This is a genomic window from Archaeoglobus sp. UBA230 (genome assembly GCA_002507545.1).
Classification (GTDB): Archaea; Halobacteriota; Archaeoglobi; order Archaeoglobales; family Archaeoglobaceae; genus Archaeoglobus.
Genome location: DAVR01000029.1, coordinates 40,495 through 65,168 on the forward strand (window position 1 = coordinate 40,495; position 24,674 = coordinate 65,168).

Consider the following 24,674-nt stretch of genomic DNA (forward strand, 5'->3'; position numbering starts at 1 on the left):
AGGAATGAGTGACGAAATTGCTGAACTCCTCGGTGGCTTGGAATTCGAATCAACGAAGGAGGTTACTGTCCCAGAAAGGTTGATAGACCAGGTTATAGGCCAGGATCATGCAGTGGAGGCTATTAGAAAAGCTGCAGTTCAAAAAAGACATGTCATGCTCATAGGCTCACCCGGAACGGGCAAATCTATGCTTGCAAAGGCAATGGCAGAACTTTTGCCCAAAGAGGAACTTGAAGACATACTCGTTTATCCCAACCCGCAAGACCCAAACCAGCCGAGAATAAGACTCGTTCCTGCGGGCAAAGGGCGGGAAATCGTTGAAGCCTACAAAGAAGAGGCGATGAAAAAGGTTCAGGCGAGAAACTTTATTATATTTACGCTCGTCTTCCTTGTTGTAGGATACACAATTCTGATAGACATTAAAAACCTGATCTGGGGCATAATCGCCGCAGTCCTAATTCTCATGCTCTCCCGGTACTTCATGCCGAGGGAGGACAGAAACATTCCCAAGTTACTTGTTGACAACTCCGAGAAAACAACTGCTCCCTTTGAAGATGCTACTGGAGCTCACGCTGGGGCATTGTTTGGTGACGTCAGGCACGATCCATTCCAGAGCGGTGGTTTGGAGACTCCCGCTCATGAAAGAGTTGAGGCGGGAGCAATTCACAGAGCACATAAAGGTGTGCTTTATATTGACGAAATAAACACGCTCACTATTGAATCCCAGCAGAAATTGCTCACGGCTTTACAGGACAAAAAGTTCCCCATTACTGGACAGAGTGAAAGAAGCAGTGGAGCGATGGTGAGGACTGAACCTGTGCCATGCGATTTTGTTCTGGTTGCTGCAGGAAATCTTGATGCTCTCATGGGTATGCATCCCGCCCTGAGGAGCAGAATCGAGGGTTACGGTTATGAGATTTATATGAACGACACAATGCCCGATACGGAAGAAAATAGGAAGAAGCTGGTTAGATTCGTTGCTCAGGAAGTTGTGAAGGACGGCAAGATTCCACACTTCGACAAATACGCGGTAGCGGAAATAATCAAGGAGGCGAGGAGGAGAGCGGGAAGAAGAAACCATCTAACCCTCAGGCTAAGAGAGCTTGGTGGGTTAGTGAGGACTGCGGGAGATATAGCGAAAAGTGAGGGATCGGATATTGTCAGGCTGGAGCATGTCCTGATGGCCAAGAAAATTGCCAAAACTATAGAGGAGCAACTTGCTGATAAGTACATCGAAAGGAGGAAGGACTACAAGCTGTTCCTGACTGAAGGTTACGAGGTTGGAAGGGTTAATGGACTGGCGGTAATTGGAGAGTCTGCGGGCATCGTGCTGCCCATAATCGCCGAGGTTACGCCAGCAATGAGCAAATCCGAAGGAAAAGTTATAGCCACCGGAAGACTCCAGGAGATTGCGAGAGAGGCGGTGATGAACGTTTCGGCTATAATCAAGAAATACACTGGAAGGGACATTTCAAGTATGGATGTCCACATTCAATTTGTTGGAACCTACGAAGGCGTTGAAGGAGATTCAGCAAGTATAAGCGTTGCAACCGCCGTTATTTCGGCAATTGAAGGGATTCCGATTGATCAGTCAGTTGCCATGACTGGCAGTCTTTCAGTCAAGGGCGAAGTTCTGCCTGTAGGCGGGGTTACGCAGAAAATTGAGGCAGCGATTCAGGCGGGACTGAAGAAGGTGGTAATTCCCAGAGATAACCTCGACGATGTTCTGCTCGATGCGGAGCACGAGGGTAAGATAGAGGTTATACCCGTTTCGAGGATAGATGAAGTTCTTGAGCACGTGCTTGTTGAGGGTGAGAAGAAGGAGAAGCTGATAAACAAGTTCAGAGAACTTGCACTTGCGGTAGCGTGACTATTTTTCTACCACAATCAATTTTCCAAAACCTTCTTTTATATCTGCTTTAATTTCCTGGCCCTCAAAAACCTTTTCCAGAAAGACCTTGACGAACCTTTTAATTTTCAGATCATTGAGGATTAGAGTGTAAATTCCCCTCTTCTCTTCTTTAATCTCATACCAGTTTGCCTTCTCAACATAACGCAGAATCTTCTCCACGGTGTCCAGCCCCTTCATTTTGTACTGCAACGCGTGGCTCAGCCCAATCTCCTCCATTTGCTTCCAGAAATCATTGCTGTCAACTCTCTCAAGCTCGTTGAATATAACCCTCCAATGCTCGATGTCAAGAATCATATGCTGCCTCTTCGCCAGATAATCAATCCAAGCTTTAAGAGATTCAGTATCAACTCCAGTCTGGTAAATCTCATACCCCAAATCAATCAGATCTCTAATAAGCTCGCTTGTACCCTTTCTCGTTTTATCCTTCAACCTCTCAAGTTTCTCCTTCGATTCATCATCAATTGATATACTCAATCTTTCAACCATTTGATTTTTTTGTAAAAATCTTGTTAATTAGTTTTTCGATATGCAAATTGCAGAGCAGTAATATTCTTGCACAACTACAGGCAAGTTTACGTATAATTATTATCCAGATACAGGCTGGAAAACAGTCAACTGCAATCTTACGATTGATTTGGCTATTTTTTAACATCCTTATTTGTTAATCATAAATAAATTTAAATATTGATAATTTAACCAGTTACTGGTGGTGTTATGGAGACAATTCAGAGTTTGCTCCGTGAGGGGAGGGTATTTTACCCTCCAAAGGAGCTCGTAGAGAACTCAAACATCAAGCGTTTCATGGATAAAATTGGAGTTAAAGACGAGGACGAGTTAAGAAAGAGGGCTCTGGAAAATCCAGAATGGTTCTGGAGCGAAATGGCAAAGGAAGTCGGAATAGAGTGGTTTGAGGAGCCCAAGAAAGTTCTGGAGTGGAACCCGCCCTATGTAAAGTGGTTTGTAGGGGCTAAGTATAACATAGTGCATGATGCGGTTGACAAGCAGGCGAAGTTGAGAGGTGATAAGATTGCATACATCTGGGAGGGTGAGCCGGGAGATGTGAGAAAGATAACATACGCCGAGCTCTACAGAGAAGTTAACAGGTTTGCCAATGCATTGAAGGAGCTTGGAGTTAAGAAGGGAGACAGAGTCTCAATATGGCTGCCGATGATTCCCGAACTGCCCATAGCCATGTTAGCATGTGCAAAGATTGGGGCGATTCATTCAGTCGTTTTCTCAGGTTTCAGTGAAAAAGCCTTGCTGGACAGAATTCAGGACGCTGAGGCTAAGATTCTCATTACTGCCGATGGCTTCTATAGGGGAGGTAATGTTGTTGAGTTGAAGAACCGGGCTGATACCATTCTCAGCCAAGCACCAAGTATGGAACATGTTATTGTATACAAGAGATGTGGGAACAGCACAAACATGCAGGAAGGTAGAGATGTCTGGTGGGATGAAATTACGGAAGAGCATAGTGACAAGTGTGAGACTGAGGTGATGGACGCAAACGACCTGCTGTTCATCCTCTACACGTCAGGAACGACAGGAAAGCCGAAGGGAGTTATGCACGCCCATGGGGGGTATGCAGTGGGCGTTGCCTCAACATTGAAGATGATTTTCGACATCAAGGAGGACGACATCTGGTGGTGTTCTGCCGACATAGGCTGGATTACCGGGCATAGTTACATAGTTTATGCCCCCCTCATCCTCGGGGCCACATCCATAATGTACGAGGGTGCTCCGCTGTATCCAAAGCCCGACAGGTGGTGGGAGATCATAGAGAAGTATAGTGTTACTGTATTCTACACCGCCCCAACCGCAATCAGGATGTTCATGCGTCTTGGAGAGAAGTGGCCTCAGCAGCATGATCTGAGCAGTTTAAGACTTCTCGGAACTGTTGGTGAACCAATAAATCCAGAAGCGTGGGTGTGGTATTACAAGTACATCGGAAACGAGAGATGTCAGATAATGGACACGTGGTGGCAGACGGAGACGGGGATGCAACTTATATCACCTCTGCCAACAACCCCACTGAAGCCCGGTTCAGCAACAAAGCCGTTTCCAGGGGTTGAAGCGGACGTCTTTACTCCAGAAGGCGAGTCACTCTACAAGAAGAATACAGGCGGGTATCTCGTGCTGAAGAGGCCATGGCCAGCCATGCTTCGTGGGCTATGGAGGGCTGAGGAGAGATACATAAAAACTTACTGGAGCACTTACAGGGATATTTACTTCACCGGAGATGCTGCGAGAGTTGACGAAGACGGCTACTTCTGGATACAGGGAAGACTGGATGACGTCTTGAATGTATCTGGGCACAGGATTGGCAACAGCGAGGTTGAGTCTGCTTTGGTCAGCCATCCAGCAGTGAGTGAGGCTGCTGTTGTTGGCAAATCACATGAGGTAAAGGGAGAGGCGATAGTTGCGTTTGTGATTCTCAAAGAAGGACACAAACCATCTGAGGAGCTAAAGGAGGAGCTTAGGGAGCACGTTGCTAAGGAGATCGGGAAAATTGCTCGCCCAGATGAAATTTACTTCGTTCCAGATTTACCAAAGACGAGGAGTGGCAAGATAATGAGGAGAGTTTGCAGAGCTGTCATGCTGGGTAAGGACCCAGGAGACATCTCGACGCTCGCAAATCCAGAAGCTGTGGAGATTGTTAAGAAAATTGTCACGGGAGATGAGTACTACGGGTGATATGATGCAAAGAGAGATACAGGAACTGGTAATAAAAGATATCACAGCCAATCCTGCTCCCCTTGGTTTGATGGGTTTCGGTATGACGACGGTGTTGCTGAACTTGCATAATGCAGGGTTCTTCGCCCTCGGAACAATGATTCTTGCCGTGGGCATATTTTATGGGGGTCTGGCACAGATTATTGCAGGTGTTATGGAATGGAAAAAGAAAAACACGTTCGGAACAACAGCTTTTACATCCTATGGGCTTTTCTGGCTAACACTGGTTGGTCTAATAGTAATGCCGAATTTGGGGTTGGGAAGTGCTCCAGAGAGCAGTGCAATGGTAGCATATCTATTCATGTGGGGACTATTCACCGCAGTGATGTTTTTGAGTACACTTAAACTAAACAAAGCATTACAATTCGTTTTTGCAACCCTGACGATACTGTTCTTCCTGCTCGCTATAGCTGACGCCACAGGAAACATCATTATAAAGCAGATTGCTGGTTATGAAGGAGTGATATGTGGATTTTCAGCAATCTACACTGCTCTCGCTCAGGTGTTAAATGATGTGTATGGAAGAACGGTCGCTCCACTCTGACTTAACTATTTTTTAAAGGCGGCAAAACAATCAGACATAGGTATCAACCAGAACGGCTTTGTATCCATCACTGAACTCGCCTACAATAACAAGGTGGTCGTCATTTTTCCCATAATGCGGGTTGAAAACTTTCGATAAAGCACCCGGACCCTGTGGACACTGTCCAGCCTCAAACACCCACGTGTCACCTATTTTAGGTTTCGACGAGTAGTTGACGAATTCCTCACCGTTTACAACGATTTTAATCCCCACAATTTCCCCTAAATCTATCCCACCGTGAAATGTAACCCTGAATCCGTCTCCCGTTGCTTCGGCAAGAAACAACTTGGAGGTGTGAAAGTTCTCCGGTTTTATTACAGAGCCAGTAACGTAAGTGTAGGCTAAAGCGGCAATTGCAACTGTAACGAGAATAGCCAGTACCTCACCTATTATAGAGGATACACCACTGCTATTATTTCTCACACTCGGAAAGAATGGGTTCGACTTTAAATTTTTATCGCTGACGGAGTATTACTTTATCCTGACCACGCGGTCTGATCGAGGGCAGTCATAGTAACTTCGACTTAATGTCATCACTCAGCTTAACGACTTTTTGCACTCCATCTTGATACCTCACAACAATGTTCCGTGATTCGAGGTTTGTGAGTGTCCTCGATACAGTTGCATGGCTCAGCTTGGTTCTTGCGACAATTTCGCTTTGATTCGACTACTTTTCTCTCATTTAGATGAATAATTTTCCTAAAAAGGCTGAAAAAGCAACTGCAAGCATAGATCGAGGTTAGTTTCTGTAAAATTACAGTGACGATTAAACGTTTTAATTTAACACTTTACTCAAAATTTAAATACATGCCCCTAAAATTGAGTCTATGGGTGAAGTTCCACTTCCAGAAGTTAATATTGGTCTCGTTGGTCACGTTGATCACGGTAAAACCACACTTGTTGCAGCTTTAAGTGGAGTTTGGACTGATAGACATAGTGAGGAGATAAAGAGGGGAATATCAATAAAGCTCGGATACGCAGATGCTACATTCCGCAAATGCCCAGAATGTGAACCTCCTCAGGCGTATACTGTTGAGGAAGTCTGTCCGGTTCATGGCGTGGAAACAGAAATTCTCAGGACAGTTAGCTTCGTTGATAGCCCCGGACACGAGATGCTCATGGCAACGATGCTCAGCGGTGCTGCAATAATGGATGGGGCAGTGCTTGTGATTGCTGCAAATGAAAAATGCCCGAGACCCCAGACCAAAGAGCATTTGATGGCGCTGCAGATTATCGGCGTTGAAAGGATCGTCATTGCCCAGAACAAAATAGACATTGTAAGCAAGGAGAGAGTTCTTGAAAACTATGAGGAGATAAAAGAGTTTGTTAATGGGACAATTGCTGAAAACGCGCCAATTGTTCCAATTTCAGCCCAGCAGAAGGTAAACATAGATGCAATAATCGAGGCAATCGAAGAAACCATACCGACTCCAGAGAGGGATTTCGACTCGCCACCATTGATGCACATTGCAAGGAGCTTCGATGTCAACAAGCCCGGTACTCCACCTGAAAAGCTGCTTGGCGGTGTTTTGGGAGGTAGCCTGCTGAGAGGAAAGATAGGGGTTGGGGACGAGATAGAAATACGGCCGGGAATAAAGGATGACAGGGGGAAGTGGTCGCCTCTGGTAACAGAGGTGCAGAGCATCGTCGCGTCTGGCAGATTTGTTGAGGAGGCGACGCCAGGAGGGCTTGTTGGTGTTGCAACGAAGCTCGACCCGAGCTTAACCAAGAGCGATGCTCTTGTTGGAAATGTTATAGGCTACCCAAATGAGCTTCCGGATGTGCTGACGAGTTTTACAATGGAAGTAAAACTGCTTGATAGAGTTGTCGGGCTCGACGAGGAAATGGAGGTTGACAAGATAAAAATGAATGAGCCCCTCATGCTCGCTGTTGGCACAGCAATAACACTCGGAGTCGTTACTTCAGCAAGAGACGACGTTGTTGAAGTCAATCTCAGAAGGCCCGTGTGTGCTGAGACAGGGTCGAGAGTCGCCATCAGCAGGAGAGTAGGGAGTAGATGGAGACTGATAGGTTCAGGAACAATAAGGTAAGATGCGCTGTAATTGACACCAACGTTCTCATGTATATCTACTTAAACAAAGTTGATGTGATTTCTCAGCTGAGAGATTACGGTATTTGCAAGTTCATTATCACTGAGAGTGTGTTAAGCGAACTTGAAAAGCTTGAAAGGAATTTAAAGGGTAGAGAGAAGATTGCAGCAAGGTTTGCAAGAAGGCTCATTGAAAGTGTCGGTTTTGAAATTGTAGAGACTGAAAGCAGGGGAGATTTATCCCTCATTGAAGCCGCTGAAAGATTTGGGTGTGCAATCATCACAAACGATAAGATGCTGAAGAAAAGAGCTAAGGCTAAGAAGATACCCCTCGGCTATCTAAAGGGAGATAGAAAGGTCGTGGTCGAGATACTATAAACCTCAATCACCAAAGGTTATCACAGGGGAGGTGGCTATTCTCTTCGCTCCCATGTCCCGCATAATGGGCTTCAGGAACTTTACCTGCGAGCGATCTATGATTATGTGCACCGCAGCACCACCCTTAGCAAGCGGAGATATTGTGGGATCAAAGCCTCTATCTGTGAGGTAACCAATTATTCTTTTAAGGTCCTCCTCATCTGGAACGTTGAAGTATAGGCTAACGAGATTTCTCGACTCTATTACCTCTCTCAAATCCGTTACGAGATTTTCCATAACTCTCCTCTTCTCCTCCTCCTTTATCGAGTCCCTGTTCACTATAAAGACCGAATGAACCTTTTCCATGACAACATCAATGATCCTGCACATGTTCTCCTTTAACGTCGTCCCGAACTCTGTAACCTCTATAATAAGGTCTGCTTCTGGCATAGGTGGAAGGAGAGAGGCTTCTGTTTTCCCTATCGGGTCGAAAACAATAGCATTAAGTTCGTGTTTTTCGGCATATCTCCTCGCTATTTCTGGAAATTCGGACGCTATGAAGACCCTTTTGTCTCCCACCTCTGCTTTGAAGTCCTCGATTGTCTTTACATTTGGATATATTTCTTCGGAAATAGCTGCCACAAGCTTCGTCGGTCTTAGTGGTAATTCTTCAAGAACCTCAACATTCTGCAAATCGGATTTGAGCACCCAGTTTTCAAGGATGTCTTCTCCAGTTATTCCACCATCACCTTTCCCCATTTCTATATAAAAGGGCATGATCTGCGGCCTAACTTGCTTAAATATGAGGTTGGGGTGATCAACATCTATAAGATAACCTCTCTCGCTTTTGCTTAACCTGTAGCCTGCCGTAGTTAGAGCATCCCATATGGGCTTTTCGAGATGACCGTCAGGAAAGTAAACCTTAACCCTCTCATTCATGCCTTATGGGATATCAGGCGGGTTTTAAAAATTTAGTGCAGCAGCAATAGTTTCGGCAACGCTCACGTGACTGACGGGACTGAGGATTGTGTCGGTCGCAACAACACCTTCAATCCCGGATTCGAGGATGCGCATCATAGCATCTCCCGCAAGAATTGCGTGGGTGCAGGCAGCGAAAACTCTTCTGCATCCCGCCTTCTTCGCGATTCTTGCTGCTTGACAGACTGTTCCTCCTGTTGAAACTATATCATCCACAATAACCACATCCCCTCCAAGGACAAGCTTTACCGGATCAATTATCACATTTTCAGCATCTATTCTTATCTTTCGAAGGGCTATTACCTCACTATCCGACTTTTCAGCAAATTTTTTCGCCCAGTATACTGCCTTCTCGTCGGGGGCTATGACTGTAAAGCTGTCTGAAAATTCCTCAAGACAGTATTCTGCGAGTTTTTCCATCCCTGAGATATCAGTATGCTCAATTCCAAAAACATTCTTTTGCAGATGGAAGTCAACCGTGCATATCCTCTTTATGCCAGCATTTTTGAGCATTTTTACAATGGCGTGGATCGGTGTGGCTTCTCCTCTGACACTTTCAGCATTTCTGGCGTAGGCAAAGTATGGAAAAACGCAGCTTACCGATTCCGCACCGCTCTCGTATGCTGTTTCGGCAATCAGGATGGTTTCAAAAAGAATCTCATCTGGATTCGGGTGCATGGAGTTAAAAATTATGACATCCTCTCCACTAACATCACACGCAAACCTAAAATACTTCTCACCGTCAGGATACCGGTCAATTTGAGAGTAACAGATGGGAAATCCAGTTATTTTGGTAACCTTGAGTGCCATAACACCATTCGTTCCGGCAACAAGCACTGGCATGTATTTTCGTGGTTGTGAATGTAAATATACCCATCGGAAGTATTATCATCCCTCCAACAATCCCTGAGTTAATGCAGAAATTCGAAATAATTGACAAGGATGCAATGGGAAGGATTTGCAGAATTGACACTCCACACGGAAGGATAGAAACCCCCACAATTCTCCCCGTGATTAATCCCAACATCCCCTTCATCCCCTCAGACAAGATGAGGAGATTTGGAGCTGAGGCTGTAATCACAAATTCTTACATAATATACAGAACAATGAGAGATGAAGCCATCGAAAAGGGAATTCACAGAATACTTGATATCAACATGCCGGTTATGACTGATAGTGGAAGCTACCAGCTCATGGTCTACGGGGATGTTGAGATAACAAACGCCGAAATTGTTGAATTTCAGAAGATTATTGGCTCAGACATCGTAGTTCCCCTTGACATTCCAACCCCTCCGGATGCTGAAAGAGGCACGGCATCAAATGACCTCAAAATCACGCTCGAGAGAGAAAGGGAGGCAAAGATGCTTCTTTCAGATTCAGAATCGCTACTCGCCTTACCAGTTCAGGGCTCAACTCATCCTGATCTCAGGAGGTTTTCTGCTGAAGAATCCAAGAAAATTGGTGGTGATATTTATCCAATTGGTGCAGTCGTGCCACTGATGGATGCCTACCGATTTAAAGACCTTGCAAGGATAATTCTTGAGGTCAGGAGTGTTATCGGCGTTGAACCCATTCATCTGTTTGGCTGCGGTCATCCTATGCTGTTTGCAATGGCAGTTGCACTGGGTTGTGACCTATTCGATTCAGCGGCCTACGCCCTTTACGCCAAGGACGATAGATATCTGACGGTTTACGGCACAAAGAAGCTTTCCGAGATGAACTACTTTCCGTGCAAGTGCCCCATCTGCTCATCATACAGCCCTGAAGAGCTCAGAAAGATGGAAAAGAGCGAGAGAGAGAAGCTCATCGCCCAGCACAACCTATATGTGAGCTTTCAGGAGATAGACACGATAAAGCAGGCTATAAAGGAGAACTCGTTATTTGAACTCGTCGAGAAGAGAGTGAGGGCGCATCCAAACCTTCTCGCAGGATGGAGACTCATAAAAGAGTATGCTGATCTTATGGAGAGGTATGATCCGAAGATGAAGAGAAAGTTCCTCTACACTGGTCTGGACAGCATTTACAGGCCGGCAGTCAGAAGACATAGCAATGCCCTGCTCAACATCGAGTGGGAGAAGGATGTGCTTGTAATTTCAACCGATTTCGGCATGCTGGCAGATTTATACCTCAGACCTGTCTTCGGCCCAGTCCCTGCTGAGATGCTTGAAACATATCCCGCTGGTCATGCGGAGATTCCCGACGAAGATTTTATTGAAACAGAAGCTATAAAATCTGCCGCAGAGAACCTACTGAAGCTTCTTAAAAACAACCCAAATAAAAAATTCAGGATATACGTTTCGGAGATTTGGGTCAGCTACCTGAAAGACCTACCACCCAACGGTGAGCTGAATGTTCTATCCTGAGAAAAGAGATGGATACTCGCGGATTGGCAAAATAAAGACTGAGAATTTAGTCCTGAATACACCCACACTGCTTGAGTTTAACGGCAAACCGGAACTTCAAGTGGATTTTGGAAAGGCTCCTTATGCTCTAAGGTTCATTTCGGAAACACTTTATGAGCGTTTGAAACCAATAGAAAAAGAAATAAGTGTTCTGACAGGTTTAAATGTCCTGTCTCCTCGCCAAATCCTTCAAGCCTTCGAGGAAAAGCGATCAACAAAGCCTCTTTACGCCGTTGCTGCTGCAACAACCTCAAATGTTGCTCTGCTGTTCTATCTTGGAGCAGATATCGTTGACAACATTCTTGCAATTGCAAAAGCATATAGCGGCCTTTACTTCGTCGGTGACATTGAGATGAATGTTTTCAAACTCAAAAAATTTCCGTGCAGCTGCCAGTACTGTAAAAGTCGGTCGCTAAATGATCTAAGCAGAGACGAAATTTACGAGATTGCCGCTGGACACAACACGGAAATGCTGAAACTTGAAGTCGAGAAGTGCAGGCATCTCATTGAGAGAGAGGAGTTGAGGAACTACGTTGAGGCGAAGGTGAAGCTTCATCCTGAGATGACAGCCGTTTTGAGGGTCGCTGACAGCTACGGAGATAAAAAGTATTTTTCAAGGTTCAAAAAGTCCAGATGCCACTTTTCAGCTATGGAAAGTGCAAATCGCTTTGAGGTCAGCTACTTTCTCAACAGAGCACTTGAATGCTACAAACCGGTAACGGATACGGTTCTTCTTCTACCCTGCACCGCGAGAAAGCCCTATCTCACCTCAAGAACTCACAGACACATAAGGAGCAGGGTCAGGATTAACGTTAACGAAATTATAATCTCTTCTCCCCTTGTAGTTCCGAGAGAGTTCGAGCTTACTTACCCCGCTATCAACTACGACACACCGGTAACCGGACACTGGAGCGAGGATGAGATAGCTTTCGTGGCCTCGTGGCTCAGAAGGTTCATAGAGAAGGGAGGATTTAGAAAAGTCGTGGCGCATGTGGAGGGAGGATACAGAAAGGTTGTAGAGAGGGCACTTGAGAACTTACAGATCGAGGTGGTTTACACAGTAGAGGATGGCATATTGGGAGAGGGATCAATGGAGAGATTGAGGGAGGAGGTTGCGGGATTAAAAGGGTTCGACCTCTACGAGCGAATTTTCGACCACATGCTCCGATACCAGTTTGATATTGAATACCGGAACTGCAGATATTCGGGCAAATATCCTGAGATCGAGATGCTCAAAGGGAAAGAAAGAGTTGCAAGAGTGGATGTCAGGTATGGTATGCTCGACATTTACGAAAAGATTGCCAGAATCTTGCTCGATAAGGGCATATACACTGTTAAAATCGCGGACTTCGACTTCACAAATACGATTTTCGCAGCTGGAGTCCTTGAAGCGGATGAAAACATTAGACCAAACGATGTCGTCGTTTTCACCAGCAATAGCATTCTTGGTGTTGGAATAGCGGCTATGAGCGGGGGAGAAATGGTGGAGAGTGAGAAAGGTATTGCCGTTCGTGTGAAAAGAAAGTATCCAGTATAGCTATTTACCTGCCTTCACCCTCACCCTTATCCTGCAAGCCTCCCCACAACTCAACTCCACTTCAACATCCAAGTTGAAGGCCTTGAAAAAACCCTCGACGAATCCCCTGCAGACTTCATTTCTTTTGACGTCGGTCATCGCGTAAGCCGGGCAGCCTGAGTAAACAGCGACGTCATCCCCTTTATCTACAGTAACACCCGTGACCATCCCGAGAAACTCAGCCACATCATCGAACGTTTTCAGAGCAATGTTTCTCCTAACTTCCTTGCCCTTCTCAATACCATATCCGACAGAATATCTGTAAAGCATTTCTGAGATGCCTTCAACAGAGTTTAGACACTCCTCAATAAACCTTGGAGCAAAATCGCTCCTCTGCATTTTGGAGAGTTTGATCAGCCTCCACTTTTTGGTTAGCTTTTCGCCCCTCATTTTACGACCGAATAGAATATTGTCGAAAGACCAGCAATCTGTAACAAAATTGCGACAACTACCGTGCTTCTATCAAGAACCGCCACTGTGTAGCTTAGAACAGGCAAAGCTGCTCCAATGATCAGGAAGAAAAACCCCACGGAAAGGTAAAGCATGAATTTCTGTTTCGTCCTCTTATATGAGTCGTAAATGTATATTATGAATCCGCCACCAATCAGAAGGTATATCGCTGCCAAAACCAAGATAAGTGTTTGATAGTAGTCATACATCATACCACCTCCAGATCAGGTGTCCAAATCTCCTCCTTTAGTCTTCTGGTCGTTACAATACATTCCACCATCATAACACCCTCTATTGCGGAAATTTTCGAGGTTATTTCACCAATCCTATCGAGATTTTTACTCCTAACCTTCGCCACCATACTGAAGTTCCCGAGGGTTTTGTAAACCTCAACAACGTCCTTAGCTTGTTTTATCTCATCAAAAACCTTTTTTGTATCTTCAGCACTGATAAGCAAAAAGGCTGTTACCGAATCAAACTTATCAGGATTGATAACTGCCGAATACTTTTCGATAACTCCCCCACTCTCAAGTTTCTTAATTCTCTTGTGTATGCTCGAAATGGACATTCCAAGAATTTCAGAGAGTTCAGAGAGAGTTGTTCGAGCATCCCTGACAAGTTCTGCAATTATCTTCATATCCTTGTCATCCATGTCGAAAAATGTGCGCCATTTATGATATATTTTTTGTTGCAAATATGTAAGTTCCCCTGCTTTCGAAGACTTTTGTGAAACATCTTTCAAATTTTTCAGGTGATACGGAGAAAATCCTCTTTTCCTCGTATCCAAAAAAAACATAGCTTATATTATACTTACTGACAATCTTTAACATCTCATCGCATGAACTGGTTGTGTAGAACTCTCTCACATCATTCGCTCTTTCAGCTATTATCGGGTAATCTCTCCTCCATGCAAACTCGTGATTAGTCCACGCAATCACTGCAGGATTTCCAGTAAAGGCTGAAACTCTGCCACCATATTTATAACCGCACAAGGCTCCATGGGTGCAACCTTCCTCTATTATAACCCCACTCTTCCCTTGAAGCCATTTTATCGCCTCATAATCTCCATCGAAGGTTTTCATAAAAGCCATGCCATCAAGTGTGCACTCTCTAAGGTTATACCTCACAGGCGTTGCCGCCATGGGATAAACGAGGCTAACTACAAGGACTAAAACGACTACATATTTCCTGACATCCCCAAATTCAAGCTTCGTTGCTGGGGCTATCATCAGCGAGAGCCAAGCTACGATGTAGAACTTAAATACAGTGTTCAGTCGCGATTCAACAGCCACAAACTCTGGCAGGATGAAAGCCATAAGACCCGTGAGAACTATTGCTGAAGCAACATCCTTCTTGTAGATACCATAGACCGACGATATCGCAAGAGGTGCCGTTAAAGCTAAAACCGGAGAGATAAAATAGAGCGGAATGGACAGGGGTAAAGAGTAAAGGGTGTATCTGTTCCCGGTGAAAAGGTAGGAGAAAAACAATGGTGTGAGGGCATACATCAGGAACTCAATGGCATTAGTCTTATCCTCAACAAGAAAAATCTTTGCTGCGGGAGTGTTCATGCTTGAGTAAAGCAAGATGACGAAGGGGATTGAAAGGATTAAGGCAATGACGATTTCTTTTTTCTTCAGTGATAGAGCCGCAAGAAGGCAAGCTAAAGCAGCTAAGGGATAATCCCACGAATTTGTGGCGAAAATAGCAAAGAGCGCTAAGGCGAGTGCAAGTGTTGTTCTTCTGCCATACTCTTTACCTTCAACTTCCTCCCAGCTCCTGAGGATTAGAGAAATTATGAGGGTAAAAATGGGGATTGCGACAACGTGAGCATGCAGGTCAGCATGTATGAAGCTGAAATACGGAAACTCGTTAATTGTGTCGGCTATCACCCTCGTTGCGTTCCAATAATAACCACCATCAATGACCTTTCCCGCAAAAACTCTTCTAAGGAAATCTACGAAGGAGTAAGCGTTTCCAGAAAAGATTGAAAGAGCAATTCCACTTAATGCAACCTTCATCCCCTTCCTTCTCAAAATTCCGTAGATTATGACTGCAGTGTAGGCAGGTATTGCAGACATGGCAATGTTATAACCCACTTCTGGAGGAGAGAAGGACATCAGGGTTATGCAGGCTGAAATCACGTGGCCAAAGTAGTAGTAGAAGTCAAGCTTTCCGCCAGCAAAGAATGGATCATCCGGAGGGAAAGCTGAGGACTTCAACACTGCGTTCATGAAGGCTGAATCCATGAACTTCTCTGCATCTTGAATGTAGGGATTTAGGAAGCGAAGAAATATGAAGAAGGCAAAAACGAGAGCGAAAACAGTTTCAGTATTTTCAACCTTTACTTTGTCGGAATAGATCGTGTAAAGGGATACACCAATTGTGACTGCGAATACAATATAGAAGGAAATTTTAAAGGGAAACACAAATCCGATGGCAAAGGAGATAGCTGAGATTGTTAAAAGGGAAAGAAATCTCGCTTCACTGAACTTAAAAAACTTCAGAAATGGGATAGTTACAAGCAGAGAGGACAGGTAAAAGCAGAGGGCGTAGATCAGGGTGTACAATTCTATCCCTCCACCTCTCTGAGACTGAGATTAAGAGATGCAAGAGCCAGAATGCCAAGAACCATGGTTGAAACGTTCTTTACAGCGTGATCAACCAGAGCAATTGTGAAGGCAGCTCCAGTGCTGTAGCCAGAGGAGAGAATTGCTGTGAGAGCTGCCTCATAAGTGCCAATCCCACCGGGCGTTATCGGCAAGGCCTTAACTATGTTCCCCAATGCAACCGCGAGGGCAACAAGGACGAAATCTGGATTACCGAAACTCAAAGCAATTATGTAGCACACGAAAATATCGGAAAACCAGAGAAGGAGGGAGAGGGATACTACAACAATGCTCTCCTTTATCCCCATAGCCTTTCTGGCGTTTCTGAAAATTTTTCCAACAATATTTTCCATCCTTGAAAGAGCAAAGATTCCCGTAAATATCAAGACGGAGAAGAGGAGCGCGTAGACAGGCTCCCTAATTCCAGAACCGATGATCAATGCGGAAACCATGGCAATTATAGCCACAGAAATGAGATCAAAAAACCTCTCGGCAGCAATACCCCCGATCGAAGATGAATAGGGAACATCCCTCCGCTTAAAAACGTACGCCCTTGCCATGTCTCCTATTCTGACAGGCGTGATAACATTCACAGTCTGACTTATGCTCACGGCAGCTGTTGAGAAGGCAGTACTGCGATTATACCCAAGCTTTGATAAGATATACCTAAATCTGTAGCCTCTAAGGACGTAGGAGAGAGCGTATAAGGCTGAGGAAGCAACTATATAGTAGAGATTTATGGACAGCAAGCTTTGGTAAACGTTCTGCAATCCGGCTCTGTAGGCTATAAAAGTGAGGATCACAACTGCAATAACTGTCGTCAGAAACAAATACTTCCTGCTCCTCTTCCTCTCATTGAGCCACATTCTGAGAACTTGAGAAAACATGTAGACCACATCTTTCCCAAAATCTACCTTCGTCTCCCCTCCATGTCTCCACTCAACCGGAATTTCCTTGACTTTGTAACCTCTCTTCTGAGCCAGAACCAAAACTTCGGTGTCCCAGAACCAGTGATTGTCCTTTACATACTTTGCAATCTCAAGAATCACCTGCTTCCTGAAAGCTTTGAAACCGCACTGATGATCGTGGATTTTTGAGCCGAGAAATAGGCGAACGAGAAAATTGTATCCACGAGAGGCAATTTCTCTTTTTGCTGGTCTGTCTGTCCTGCTCTCCTTCATCAGCCTTGATCCGGTTGCAATATCGTAGCCATCAACCACTATTGCATCAACAAGCTCCTTGAGGTGCTTCAAATCTGTGGCAAGATCAACGTCCATATAAACTACCACATCGCCTGTCGCCTTGTCAAAGGCGTTCATAAGGGCTCTTCCCCGCCCAAGTCTTTCATCTGAATGCAGATGGACTATTTTTGAGTTTTCAGAGGAAAGCTCAGCCGCTATTTTGTCTGTCCCATCCGTCGAACCGTCTTCGGCTATGATGATCTCATAGTCGTATCCAGTTTTCTCAGCAGCCTCTCGAACTTTTTCAACAGTCTCTCTTAACCTCTTTGCCTCGTTGTACGCTGGCAGAACGATGCTGATCTTCATTACTCTAAGCTGAACTGGATGTAATATTTGCTTTTCCCTACAGATTGAATTCAGCGATTAAAGGTGTGTGATCTGACGGTTTTTCGGTAAGTCTTGGCTGGATGTCAACATAGCAATCTATGCATTTCTCAGCGAGAGGTGGAGAAGCATTGATTGCATCAACTCTCCAGCCTAAGCCCCTTTCTATAGCTCCCCTAACTCTGTAGTCGTAGAAAGTGTAAATTTTCTCTCCAGGATGGAATTTTCTTAGCAAGTCCACGAAACCCATATCCACTATTTTCTTGTAGGCTTTTCTTGCATCCTCATGAAAGCAGACGTGGTTTTTGAGCCTTTCAGGGCTGTGAACGTCTATTGGTTGAGAAGCAACATTCATATCCCCGCACCATGCAACATAATTCGTGAGATCAACAGTTTTTTCAAAATAATTCTTGAGCCTTTTCAGCCATTCGAGCTTGTACTGATACTTGTCGCTATCAATTCTGAACCCCTGCGGAACGTAGGTGTTTATGACATCAATACCAGCTATTTCGGCCCTTATAAGCCTGTCTTCGTCTCTCGGCTCACTGTCGAAGCCGAAGCTGACGTTTTTCGGTTCTTCAATTGACGCAATGGCGACTCCATTCCTGCCCTTGCTCCCGCTGAAGACTACATGGTAACCGATACGGTGGAAATTTGACTCCGGAAACCTTCGATTTTCAACCTTCGTCTCCTGCATGCATAGCACGTCTGGCCTGTTCTTCTCAAGCCAGGGTATAACGATGTGCAGCCTGCTTCTTATCGAGTTCACGTTGAAGGTGGCTATTTTAAACATGTCATTAGTTCTGGATACAAAATTAAATTAATTTCCAAAAGTCATCAATTTTATAAGTCATCCCGAGTTTTGCCATTTAATGTTCCCGAGGGAAACGAAAGATTACATAAACATAGACCCGCTTCAAACGGGTGGGAGGCTTACTGATAAGGCCAGAAAAGCTCTGGTTGAATGGGGGGATGGTTACAGTGTATGTGATTTCTGCATTACGGGTAGACTGGATGAGATAAAGAAGCCCGCAATATACAACTTCGTTCACGAGCAGCTCCCGAGATTCCTCGGCTGCGATGTGGCAAGGGTTACGAATGGGGCGAGAGAGGCAAAATTCGCTGTGATGCACTCTCTGGCAAAAAAGGATGGCTGGATTGTGATGGACTCAAACGCACATTATTCAAGCTATGTGGCGGCAGAGAGAGCCGGACTTAATGTGGCGATGGTGCCCAACACCGACTATCCTGATTTCAGAATCTTGCCAGAAAAATTCGCTGAAACAATCGAAGACACAAAGCGTAAGGGTGATGTCGTGCTTGCTCTGATAACATACCCGGACGGGAACTATGGAAACTTGCCAGAAGTGAAGAGAATTGCAGAAATCTGCTCTGAGTATGATGTTCCGCTCCTTGTGAATGGTGCTTACGCTGTCGGAAGGATGCAGGTAAATTTGAAAGAATTGAAGGCCGATTTTATCGTCGGTAGTGGGCATAAGTCTATGGCTGCAAGCGGTCCGGTGGGAGTTCTCGGTATGAAGGAAGATTGGGAGGAGATAATTCTCAGAAAATCAAAAAAGTACAGAAACAAGGAGATTGAAATGCTGGGATGCACCGCAAGAGGTGCTACAATTATCACGCTCATGGCTTCCTTCCCTCACGTGAAGGAGAGGGTTAAGAACTGGGACAGGGAGGTGGAAAAGGCGAGATACTTTGCCAGTAAAATGGAAGAACTTGGTATCAGGCAGCTCGGCGATAAACCACACAACCACGATCTGATGTTCTTCCATGCGGAGAACCTCTATGAGATTTCAAAAAGAGTTAAAAAGGGAAGATTTTTCCTTTATCATGAACTTAAAGGAAGAAAAATACACGGAATAAAGCCCGGACTTACGAGATACTTTAAGCTGTCAACCTACGGGCTCAGTTACGAGGAGATAGACTATGTCATCAACGCGTTCGCTGAAATTCTGGAGAAATACGCTTGAGCAAACTATTTTAATTTCCATTTCAACTATTGGGCGATGGAGACAATTGAGGAGATAACCGAAGAGATTTTGAACTGCAGGAAATGCGATTTACACAAAACGAAGACGAATTACGTTCCCGGTGTAGGCAACGAGAATGCAGAGGTCGTATTTGTGGGAGAGGCTCCGGGGAGAGAAGAAGATTTGAAAGGCGAACCTTTTGTCGGTGCTGCAGGAAAATTGCTCACAGAAATGCTCTCAAAGATTGGTTTGAGAAGAGAAGACGTTTTCATCTGCAATGTTCTCAAATGCAGACCTCCCAACAACCGTGATCCCCTGCTTGAAGAGATTGAAACTTGTGGAGAGTACTTAAAGAGGCAGCTTGACGCAATAAAGCCAAACATTATCGTCTGTCTCGGCAGATTTGCTGCTCAGTTTATCTTTGATCATTTCTGCCTTGATTTCACCTCCATATCAAGGGTTAAGGGGAAAGTGTTTGAGGTTGAGAAATGGAATAAAAAAGTCAAAATCATACCAATTTACCACCCTGCAGCAATCCTCTACCGTCCTCAGTTGAGAGAAGAATACGAGCAGCAGTTCAGAAAGATTAGCGAGTTACTGAACAGGAAACAGCCAACTCTGTTTGATTATCTATGATCGAAAAAGCAGCGTATTCCACAGCTATTTTTCTGCTAAAAACCCTTCCAATTGTTGTCATTGCAATATATCTCGTTTCCTATTCAATAAGAAAGGGATACATGGAAAGATTTGCCAAATTACTTCATCCCATGCTGAAAAAGTTTGGTGTGAGTGAAATAGCTTCTGCAAGTGTTGCAGCGTGCTTTATCAGCCCAACCGCGAGCTACTCTATACTTTCTCAGGCATGGAGAGAGGGAAGAGTTGACAAAGGAGAAGTAATCGCGATATCCTTCCTCAACTCTTTTCCCAGCGTATTCAGCCACCTCTACACCTACTTCATCCCTTTCGTTATACCAGTCCTCGGATTTGCCGGGATTGTTTACACCGCAATTCGTTTTGCGTCAGCCATTATAAAGTCGGCGTTCGGTCTGATTCTCTCAAGAAGGTGGAGAAATGGAGAGATAAAGGCTGATTTAGATATCAAGCCAATCTCTCCACAGGAAAACATAATTAGGATTGCCGTCATTATGGCGGTATCATACTTTGCCGTCTCAGTGGCGAGCGAGTATGGCTTGTTCGACTTATTGGCCGAAAGTCTGACTTTTGTGCCCTTGAATCCGAGCGTAATCACAATTGCCGGAGTTGAGTTCTTCAATATCAGGGCTGCAGTTGTTCTTGCGGCAGGATTTATTGATGGAGGATTGCACTGGAGATGGGCAGTCGTAGGCCTTATACTTGGCAACGTCGTTAGTTTTTCAACGAGGGCTGTTAAGCACTCACTACCGATGCATGTAGCCATGTTCGGGAAGTTTGGTGTAAAAATTGTGCTACTTAATTCCATCGCAACCCTGCTTCTTGATATTATTTTTCTCGCAATATTATTAATTGTGTAGTCATTCATGGTAATAATTACAATTTATCACAATATATAACGAAAAATTAAAAAAATGATTGTTAATTGTATGTTTTGGTGATAGAGTATGCAGTTTGATTTCAGTCAGGAACACAGGTTGTTTAGAGATAGCTTGAGAGAGTTTCTGGCAAAGGAGATAGAGCCGATTGTAGATGAGAAGGAGAAGAAGGGGCCATTGACAAAGGAGGAAGTATTGGACCTTTACGCCAAATTCAGAAAACTCGGAATAGGCTATGATCCGGAAAGCCTTTCAGTATACTTTGAAGACCCGTTTTACTACGGAATAGCAAGTGAGGAGATAAGCAGGGTTTGGGCAAGCCTGAATGTTGTCCTTGGAATGTCCTTCCCAGTTGTTTTTGTAAACCTTGCCTCAGAGCAAACGAAAGAAGTGATGATGCCGAAGCTGGAGAAAAATCAGCTGATAGGATGCTTAGCAGCTACCGAGCCTGAAGCAGGGAGTGATACAACTACAATGAAAACAACGGCGGAGCTTGACGGGGATGAGTGGGTTCTGAATGGGACAAAGACATGGATTAGCAACGCCACAATCGCTGATATTGCATTAGTGGTGGCAACGAACAAGGAAACGGGAATGCAGGACATGTTTCTCGTTGATAGGGTCAACTCTCCCTTCGAGACGAGTGAGCTTCACAAAATCGGCTGGAGAGCATCACCAACAGGTGAGATATATCTCAAGAACTGCAGGGTGCCGAAGGAGAACGCTCTGAGTCACATGATACAGAAAGCCTTGAGTAAGGGAGAACTGACCGAGGCGTTGCCAATTCACAGTGGAATCACTAAGCTCTACGCCTACATGTCACCTCTGAGTGCTGTGTTCTGCATGATGAGGTCGGGGATGGCATTGATGGCTACCGGAATCTCACAAGCAGCTCTTGATGCCTCTATTGCCTATGCAAAGCAGAGAAAAGCCTTTGGAAAGCCAATTGGAAAATTCCAGCTCATCCAAGATATGCTCTATAAGATGGTAGCAATTACCGAATCATCAAGGCTACTGGGATACAAGGCTCTCTACTTAGTCAGCAAGGGAGACCCTCAGGCGAGGTTGATGTCGTCCTTAGCCAAGGGTTACGCATGTGAGGGATGTGTAAAGGTCACATACTACGGTATTCAGATACATGGCGGTCTTGGACTCAGCGATGAATATCCGCTGGAGAGATACTTCAGAGATGCGAGAGTTATGACAATCCCCGACGGGACGACGGAGATTCAGAAGCTCATAGTCGGCAGAGAGTTACTTGGAAAAGGATTCTCGGCATATTCCTGACCATGAAGCCCTGGTTTAAAGCCTACCAGATACTTGGTCTCAGGGAGTCCCTTGAGCCTTACCCGGAGGTCCCCCTATATCATTTTCTTGAGGAATCTGCGAGAAACTTTCCCAATTCAACGGCAGTTACATACCTCGAAAAGAAGATGACCTACTCAGAGATGCTTGATGCTGTCAACAGACTGGCAAATGGCTTCTCAGAGCATCTAAGCAAGGGGGACAGAGTTCTGATAACCCTCAGGAACTGCCCTCAGCTTCTCATCGCCGAGCTTGCAGCGCTAAAGTGTGGAGCTTCAGCCGTGCTCGTAAGTCCACTCCAGCCGGAAAAGGAGCTGAAGGATATAGCTGAGAAAACAGATCCAAAAATTGTAGTGGGAGAAAAGAACTTTTCTGAATCTGGAATTTTTGTTGAAACCAAGCCATCTAATTTTATGGAGAGTGATGACTTCTGGAACTTGATCTCATCAAGCCAACCTGATCCACCTGATATAGAAATAAATCCAAAAGAGGATGTTGCAGTTATTCTATTCACCGGTGGAGTTACAGGCGTGCCAAAGGGGGTTATGCTCACCCACTACAATCTGACAACCAATGTTCTTCAGGTTTTGCCATGGCTTCTTGGTGGTGCAGCTGAGGCTGTCAGGGGTTCTGGCTCGGTTCTACTTGCATCTCCAATCTTCCACTCCTATGGACACTGGGGTATGCATGTGGGAATTTACTGGGCATTCAACCTGCTGATAGTCTCTGATCCGAGAAACTACGATGAAATACTTGATTACATGAAGAAATACAGTCCATGGGTTACTGTTGGTGTTCCGGGGCAGTATATGAAGCTCATACAGAGGGAAATCGAAGGGCTCTGGACCATAAGTGTGTCAGGTTCGGCACCCCTGCCAAAGAGGACTGCAAAGGAGTATGAGAAAAAGGCTGGCATTCCAATAGTTGAAGGCTACGGCTTGACAGAAACTTCTCCAGTTACGCACATCAACATCGCAAGTATTGCAAGATTTCTTGGCTTGGACGCTCCAGACAAGACAGGCTCAATAGGTGTGCCAGTCCCAGATACCGATGTTAGGGTCGTAAGAGAGGATGGTAGCGAGGCAGAAGTGGGAGAGGAGGGAGAGCTGCAGATAAAAGGTCCCCAGGTCATGAAGGGATACTGGAACGCTGAAAATCCCTTCATTGACGGCTGGTTGCCAACGGGTGATATAGCCTACATGGACGAAGACGGGTTCTTCTACATCGTTGATAGAGTTAAGGACATGATAAACGTCTCTGGATACAAGGTGTATTCGAGGGTTGTTGAGGAAGTTCTGCACCAGCATCCTGCTGTTGAACTGGCTGCTGTCGTGGGAATTCCAGATAAGGAAAAAGAGGGATCAGAAAGGGTCAAGGCCTTTGTAAAGCTCTTTGATGGAGCGTCAGCAACGCCCGAAGAAATAAGGGAGTTCTGCAGGGAAAGACTTCCTCCTTACGCCGTTCCTGTTGAGGTTGAGATAAGGGAAAGACTGCCACAGGCAGAAACGCAGAAGATTCTAAAGAGACTACTCTTACAGTAATATTTTCAAAATTGGAATTAGTAATTTTTCACATTAAGGTTAAATTTTATTGGGTAATAGTGACTGTTTGATATGTTTGATTGGAAGGTTGCAGCAGATGAGTTTCCAGCAGCTTTAGTTGTGATTGATAAGTATGGGAGAATAGTTTACACTAACAAAGTACTCTCGGAAAGGGGTAAAATAGACTTTAGCGAAGTGAGAGAAAGGCCTTTCAGATTTTTCACACCTGAAGATTTTACAAAGCTTGTAAATTTGATTTTAAAAACATTCGAGGAGAAAAAGAAAAACCCTGACCCTCCCGTAATCTTAAAGGTTAACATAAAAGGCGGAGAGGAGTTGTGGCTTGAGGCGAGAACGAGATATGCAGAGATAGTAGGAGAACCTTACTGTCTGCTTGCATTGACGGACGTTACAAAGATGATCAGACTTCAGAGAGAAGTGAAATCGCTGAACGAATACCTCAAATTTCTAAACAGTATGCTGAGGCACGATATACTGAACATTTTTACGAGAATGTTACCATACGTTGAGGTTATAGAGGAAGAGTGCAAGAGTGATGCCGTGACAAAAATAAGGGAGAATATAGAGGCTGGAGTAAACCTTATCCGCAAGGTTAGAGAGCTTGAATCCGCTACAGATCAAAACAAGAAAATTTACAGCCTCAGAGAGGTTATTGATGAAGTTTCTAAGGGGTATAATGTAAATATCACAGTGAATGGGGATGCAAAGATTCTCGCCAATGAGGGAATATTCAGCATATTTGACAACATCATAGGCAATGCTGTGAAGCACGGTGAGGCGAGTGAAGTAAGAATAACGATAACTGAAAACCAAAAAGTCGTTGTCAGAGTAGAAGATAACGGAAAAGGTATCTCTGACAGAATTTTAGAAAAAATTTTCGAGAAGGGATTTACGACAGGGATGGGGAGTGGTCTTGGACTTTACATCGTTAAGAAGCTCATTGAAAGTTATGGAGGAAATATATGGGTTGAGAAGGCTGGAAATGGAGCTGTTTTTGTAATGGAATTACCTCGAATCAAAGTTCATCAGGAAAAGTAAAGGCCTTTGCAGCAAAGCGGAAGGATTTTATAAAGAC

Annotated in this window: 24 protein-coding genes; 13 read left to right on the plus strand and 11 right to left on the minus strand. The window is 44.7% G+C overall.

The window, feature by feature from the left end; translation table 11 throughout:
• Positions 1-4: 4 nt before the first annotated feature.
• Entirely contained in the window at positions 5-1,870 is a 1,866-nt protein-coding gene (gene lonB / locus BP688_RS08870) for an ATP-dependent protease LonB (RefSeq protein WP_290623991.1), read from the plus strand.
• On the opposite strand, the gene BP688_RS08875 is transcribed toward lonB, so the two are convergent.
• Entirely contained in the window at positions 1,871-2,398 is a 528-nt protein-coding gene (locus BP688_RS08875) for a ribbon-helix-helix protein, CopG family (protein ID WP_290595988.1), read from the minus strand. It lies immediately after the preceding gene.
• 228 nt (positions 2,399-2,626) lie between these two features.
• Here BP688_RS08875 and acs point away from each other — a divergent pair, with 228 nt between their 5' ends.
• Complete coding sequence (gene acs / locus BP688_RS08880) at positions 2,627-4,606, plus strand: acetate--CoA ligase (protein WP_290623989.1); 1,980 nt, start codon at positions 2,627-2,629, stop codon at positions 4,604-4,606.
• Between the two features lies 1 nt (position 4,607).
• Positions 4,608-5,189: an acetate uptake transporter gene (locus BP688_RS08885; RefSeq protein WP_290624602.1), complete on the plus strand. Its 582-nt coding sequence runs from the start codon at positions 4,608-4,610 to the stop codon at positions 5,187-5,189.
• A 30-nt stretch (positions 5,190-5,219) separates the two neighbouring features.
• Here the strand turns inward: BP688_RS08885 and BP688_RS08890 are convergent, their stop codons facing one another.
• A complete protein-coding gene (locus BP688_RS08890; RefSeq protein ID WP_290595985.1) occupies positions 5,220-5,651 on the minus strand; it encodes a hypothetical protein in 432 nt (143 codons plus the stop codon).
• Between the two features lie 85 nt (positions 5,652-5,736).
• Complete coding sequence (locus BP688_RS13520; RefSeq protein WP_349677311.1) at positions 5,737-5,880, minus strand: helix-turn-helix transcriptional regulator; 144 nt, start codon at positions 5,878-5,880, stop codon at positions 5,737-5,739.
• A 175-nt stretch (positions 5,881-6,055) separates the two neighbouring features.
• Here BP688_RS13520 and BP688_RS08895 point away from each other — a divergent pair, with 175 nt between their 5' ends.
• Together BP688_RS08895 and BP688_RS08900 are read left to right on the plus strand one after the other, a co-directional pair.
• Positions 6,056-7,279: a translation initiation factor IF-2 subunit gamma gene (locus tag BP688_RS08895; protein ID WP_290595984.1), complete on the plus strand. Its 1,224-nt coding sequence runs from the start codon at positions 6,056-6,058 to the stop codon at positions 7,277-7,279.
• A complete protein-coding gene (locus tag BP688_RS08900) occupies positions 7,246-7,656 on the plus strand; it encodes a type II toxin-antitoxin system VapC family toxin (protein ID WP_290595983.1) in 411 nt (136 codons plus the stop codon). Before BP688_RS08895 ends, BP688_RS08900 begins: the two co-directional genes overlap by 34 nt.
• 3 nt (positions 7,657-7,659) lie before the next feature.
• Here the strand turns inward: BP688_RS08900 and hisG are convergent, their stop codons facing one another.
• Together hisG and prs are read right to left on the minus strand one after the other, a co-directional pair.
• On the minus strand, positions 7,660-8,574 hold the full coding sequence (hisG, locus tag BP688_RS08905) for an ATP phosphoribosyltransferase (RefSeq protein ID WP_290623987.1): 915 nt from the start codon (positions 8,572-8,574) through the stop codon (positions 7,660-7,662).
• A gap of 24 nt (positions 8,575-8,598) precedes the next feature.
• Entirely contained in the window at positions 8,599-9,456 is an 858-nt protein-coding gene (gene prs, locus BP688_RS08910; protein WP_290595981.1) for a ribose-phosphate diphosphokinase, read from the minus strand.
• Between the two features lie 71 nt (positions 9,457-9,527).
• Here prs and tgtA point away from each other — a divergent pair, with 71 nt between their 5' ends.
• Positions 9,528-10,976: a tRNA guanosine(15) transglycosylase TgtA gene (gene tgtA / locus BP688_RS08915; RefSeq protein WP_290595980.1), complete on the plus strand. Its 1,449-nt coding sequence runs from the start codon at positions 9,528-9,530 to the stop codon at positions 10,974-10,976.
• A complete protein-coding gene (gene arcS, locus BP688_RS08920) occupies positions 10,963-12,552 on the plus strand; it encodes an archaeosine synthase subunit alpha (RefSeq protein ID WP_290595979.1) in 1,590 nt (529 codons plus the stop codon). Before tgtA ends, arcS begins: the two co-directional genes overlap by 14 nt.
• Here the strand turns inward: arcS and BP688_RS08925 are convergent, their stop codons facing one another.
• Genes BP688_RS08925 through xth form a run of 6 tightly spaced genes read right to left on the minus strand, consistent with a single transcriptional unit; the run spans position 12,553 to position 18,008 of the window.
• Positions 12,553-12,981 carry a hypothetical protein gene (locus BP688_RS08925; RefSeq protein ID WP_290623985.1) on the minus strand — a complete coding sequence of 143 codons (429 nt, stop codon included), beginning with the start codon at positions 12,979-12,981 and terminating at the stop codon, positions 12,553-12,555. It abuts the gene before it with no gap.
• On the minus strand, positions 12,978-13,250 hold the full coding sequence (locus BP688_RS08930) for a DUF7521 family protein (RefSeq protein ID WP_290595978.1): 273 nt from the start codon (positions 13,248-13,250) through the stop codon (positions 12,978-12,980). Before BP688_RS08930 ends, BP688_RS08925 begins: the two co-directional genes overlap by 4 nt.
• Positions 13,250-13,693, minus strand: a complete 444-nt coding sequence (locus BP688_RS08935; protein ID WP_290595977.1) for an Lrp/AsnC family transcriptional regulator — start codon at positions 13,691-13,693, stop codon at positions 13,250-13,252. The genes BP688_RS08930 and BP688_RS08935 overlap by 1 nt, the downstream gene beginning before the upstream one ends.
• Positions 13,694-13,712: 19 nt before the next feature.
• Entirely contained in the window at positions 13,713-15,611 is a 1,899-nt protein-coding gene (locus BP688_RS08940; RefSeq protein WP_290595976.1) for a DUF2298 domain-containing protein, read from the minus strand.
• A 2-nt stretch (positions 15,612-15,613) separates the two neighbouring features.
• Positions 15,614-17,197 carry a lysylphosphatidylglycerol synthase domain-containing protein gene (locus BP688_RS08945; protein ID WP_290595975.1) on the minus strand — a complete coding sequence of 528 codons (1,584 nt, stop codon included), beginning with the start codon at positions 17,195-17,197 and terminating at the stop codon, positions 15,614-15,616.
• Between the two features lie 37 nt (positions 17,198-17,234).
• Positions 17,235-18,008 carry an exodeoxyribonuclease III gene (xth, locus tag BP688_RS08950; protein ID WP_290595974.1) on the minus strand — a complete coding sequence of 258 codons (774 nt, stop codon included), beginning with the start codon at positions 18,006-18,008 and terminating at the stop codon, positions 17,235-17,237.
• 79 nt (positions 18,009-18,087) lie between these two features.
• Here xth and pscS point away from each other — a divergent pair, with 79 nt between their 5' ends.
• The 6 genes from pscS to BP688_RS08980 all read left to right on the plus strand — a co-directional run bounded on the left by pscS (position 18,088) and on the right by BP688_RS08980 (position 24,637).
• Positions 18,088-19,203 (plus strand): O-phospho-L-seryl-tRNA:Cys-tRNA synthase, encoded by a 1,116-nt coding sequence (pscS, locus tag BP688_RS08955; protein ID WP_290595973.1) that lies wholly within the window; start codon positions 18,088-18,090, stop codon positions 19,201-19,203.
• A gap of 36 nt (positions 19,204-19,239) precedes the next feature.
• Positions 19,240-19,839, plus strand: a complete 600-nt coding sequence (udg, locus tag BP688_RS08960; protein ID WP_290595972.1) for a type-4 uracil-DNA glycosylase — start codon at positions 19,240-19,242, stop codon at positions 19,837-19,839.
• On the plus strand, positions 19,836-20,714 hold the full coding sequence (locus BP688_RS08965; protein ID WP_290595971.1) for a nucleoside recognition domain-containing protein: 879 nt from the start codon (positions 19,836-19,838) through the stop codon (positions 20,712-20,714). The genes udg and BP688_RS08965 overlap by 4 nt, the downstream gene beginning before the upstream one ends.
• Positions 20,715-20,801: 87 nt before the next feature.
• Positions 20,802-22,019 (plus strand): acyl-CoA dehydrogenase family protein, encoded by a 1,218-nt coding sequence (locus BP688_RS08970; protein WP_290595970.1) that lies wholly within the window; start codon positions 20,802-20,804, stop codon positions 22,017-22,019.
• A 2-nt stretch (positions 22,020-22,021) separates the two neighbouring features.
• Entirely contained in the window at positions 22,022-23,578 is a 1,557-nt protein-coding gene (locus tag BP688_RS08975; RefSeq protein WP_290595969.1) for an AMP-binding protein, read from the plus strand.
• A 72-nt stretch (positions 23,579-23,650) separates the two neighbouring features.
• Positions 23,651-24,637 (plus strand): sensor histidine kinase, encoded by a 987-nt coding sequence (locus BP688_RS08980; RefSeq protein ID WP_290595968.1) that lies wholly within the window; start codon positions 23,651-23,653, stop codon positions 24,635-24,637.
• Positions 24,638-24,674: the final 37 nt, after the last annotated feature.

Bases quoted from the DNA above. Each gene is read 5' to 3' on its own strand.
- lonB (WP_290623991.1), top strand. From the start codon at position 5: ATGAGTGACGAAATTGCTGAACTCCTCGGTGGCTTGGAATTCGAATCA.
- BP688_RS08875 (WP_290595988.1), bottom strand. From the start codon at position 2,398: ATGGTTGAAAGATTGAGTATATCAATTGATGATGAATCGAAGGAGAAA.
- acs (WP_290623989.1), top strand. From the start codon at position 2,627: ATGGAGACAATTCAGAGTTTGCTCCGTGAGGGGAGGGTATTTTACCCT.
- BP688_RS08885 (WP_290624602.1), top strand. From the start codon at position 4,608: ATGATGCAAAGAGAGATACAGGAACTGGTAATAAAAGATATCACAGCC.
- BP688_RS08895 (WP_290595984.1), top strand. From the start codon at position 6,056: ATGGGTGAAGTTCCACTTCCAGAAGTTAATATTGGTCTCGTTGGTCAC.
- BP688_RS08900 (WP_290595983.1), top strand. From the start codon at position 7,246: ATGGAGACTGATAGGTTCAGGAACAATAAGGTAAGATGCGCTGTAATT.
- hisG (WP_290623987.1), bottom strand. From the start codon at position 8,574: ATGAATGAGAGGGTTAAGGTTTACTTTCCTGACGGTCATCTCGAAAAG.
- prs (WP_290595981.1), bottom strand. From the start codon at position 9,456: ATGCCAGTGCTTGTTGCCGGAACGAATGGTGTTATGGCACTCAAGGTT.
- tgtA (WP_290595980.1), top strand. From the start codon at position 9,528: ATGCAGAAATTCGAAATAATTGACAAGGATGCAATGGGAAGGATTTGC.
- arcS (WP_290595979.1), top strand. From the start codon at position 10,963: ATGTTCTATCCTGAGAAAAGAGATGGATACTCGCGGATTGGCAAAATA.
- BP688_RS08925 (WP_290623985.1), bottom strand. From the start codon at position 12,981: ATGAGGGGCGAAAAGCTAACCAAAAAGTGGAGGCTGATCAAACTCTCC.
- BP688_RS08930 (WP_290595978.1), bottom strand. From the start codon at position 13,250: ATGTATGACTACTATCAAACACTTATCTTGGTTTTGGCAGCGATATAC.
- BP688_RS08935 (WP_290595977.1), bottom strand. From the start codon at position 13,693: ATGGATGACAAGGATATGAAGATAATTGCAGAACTTGTCAGGGATGCT.
- BP688_RS08945 (WP_290595975.1), bottom strand. From the start codon at position 17,197: ATGAAGATCAGCATCGTTCTGCCAGCGTACAACGAGGCAAAGAGGTTA.
- xth (WP_290595974.1), bottom strand. From the start codon at position 18,008: ATGTTTAAAATAGCCACCTTCAACGTGAACTCGATAAGAAGCAGGCTG.
- pscS (WP_290595973.1), top strand. From the start codon at position 18,088: ATGTTCCCGAGGGAAACGAAAGATTACATAAACATAGACCCGCTTCAA.
- udg (WP_290595972.1), top strand. From the start codon at position 19,240: ATGGAGACAATTGAGGAGATAACCGAAGAGATTTTGAACTGCAGGAAA.
- BP688_RS08965 (WP_290595971.1), top strand. From the start codon at position 19,836: ATGATCGAAAAAGCAGCGTATTCCACAGCTATTTTTCTGCTAAAAACC.
- BP688_RS08970 (WP_290595970.1), top strand. From the start codon at position 20,802: ATGCAGTTTGATTTCAGTCAGGAACACAGGTTGTTTAGAGATAGCTTG.
- BP688_RS08975 (WP_290595969.1), top strand. From the start codon at position 22,022: ATGAAGCCCTGGTTTAAAGCCTACCAGATACTTGGTCTCAGGGAGTCC.
- BP688_RS08980 (WP_290595968.1), top strand. From the start codon at position 23,651: ATGTTTGATTGGAAGGTTGCAGCAGATGAGTTTCCAGCAGCTTTAGTT.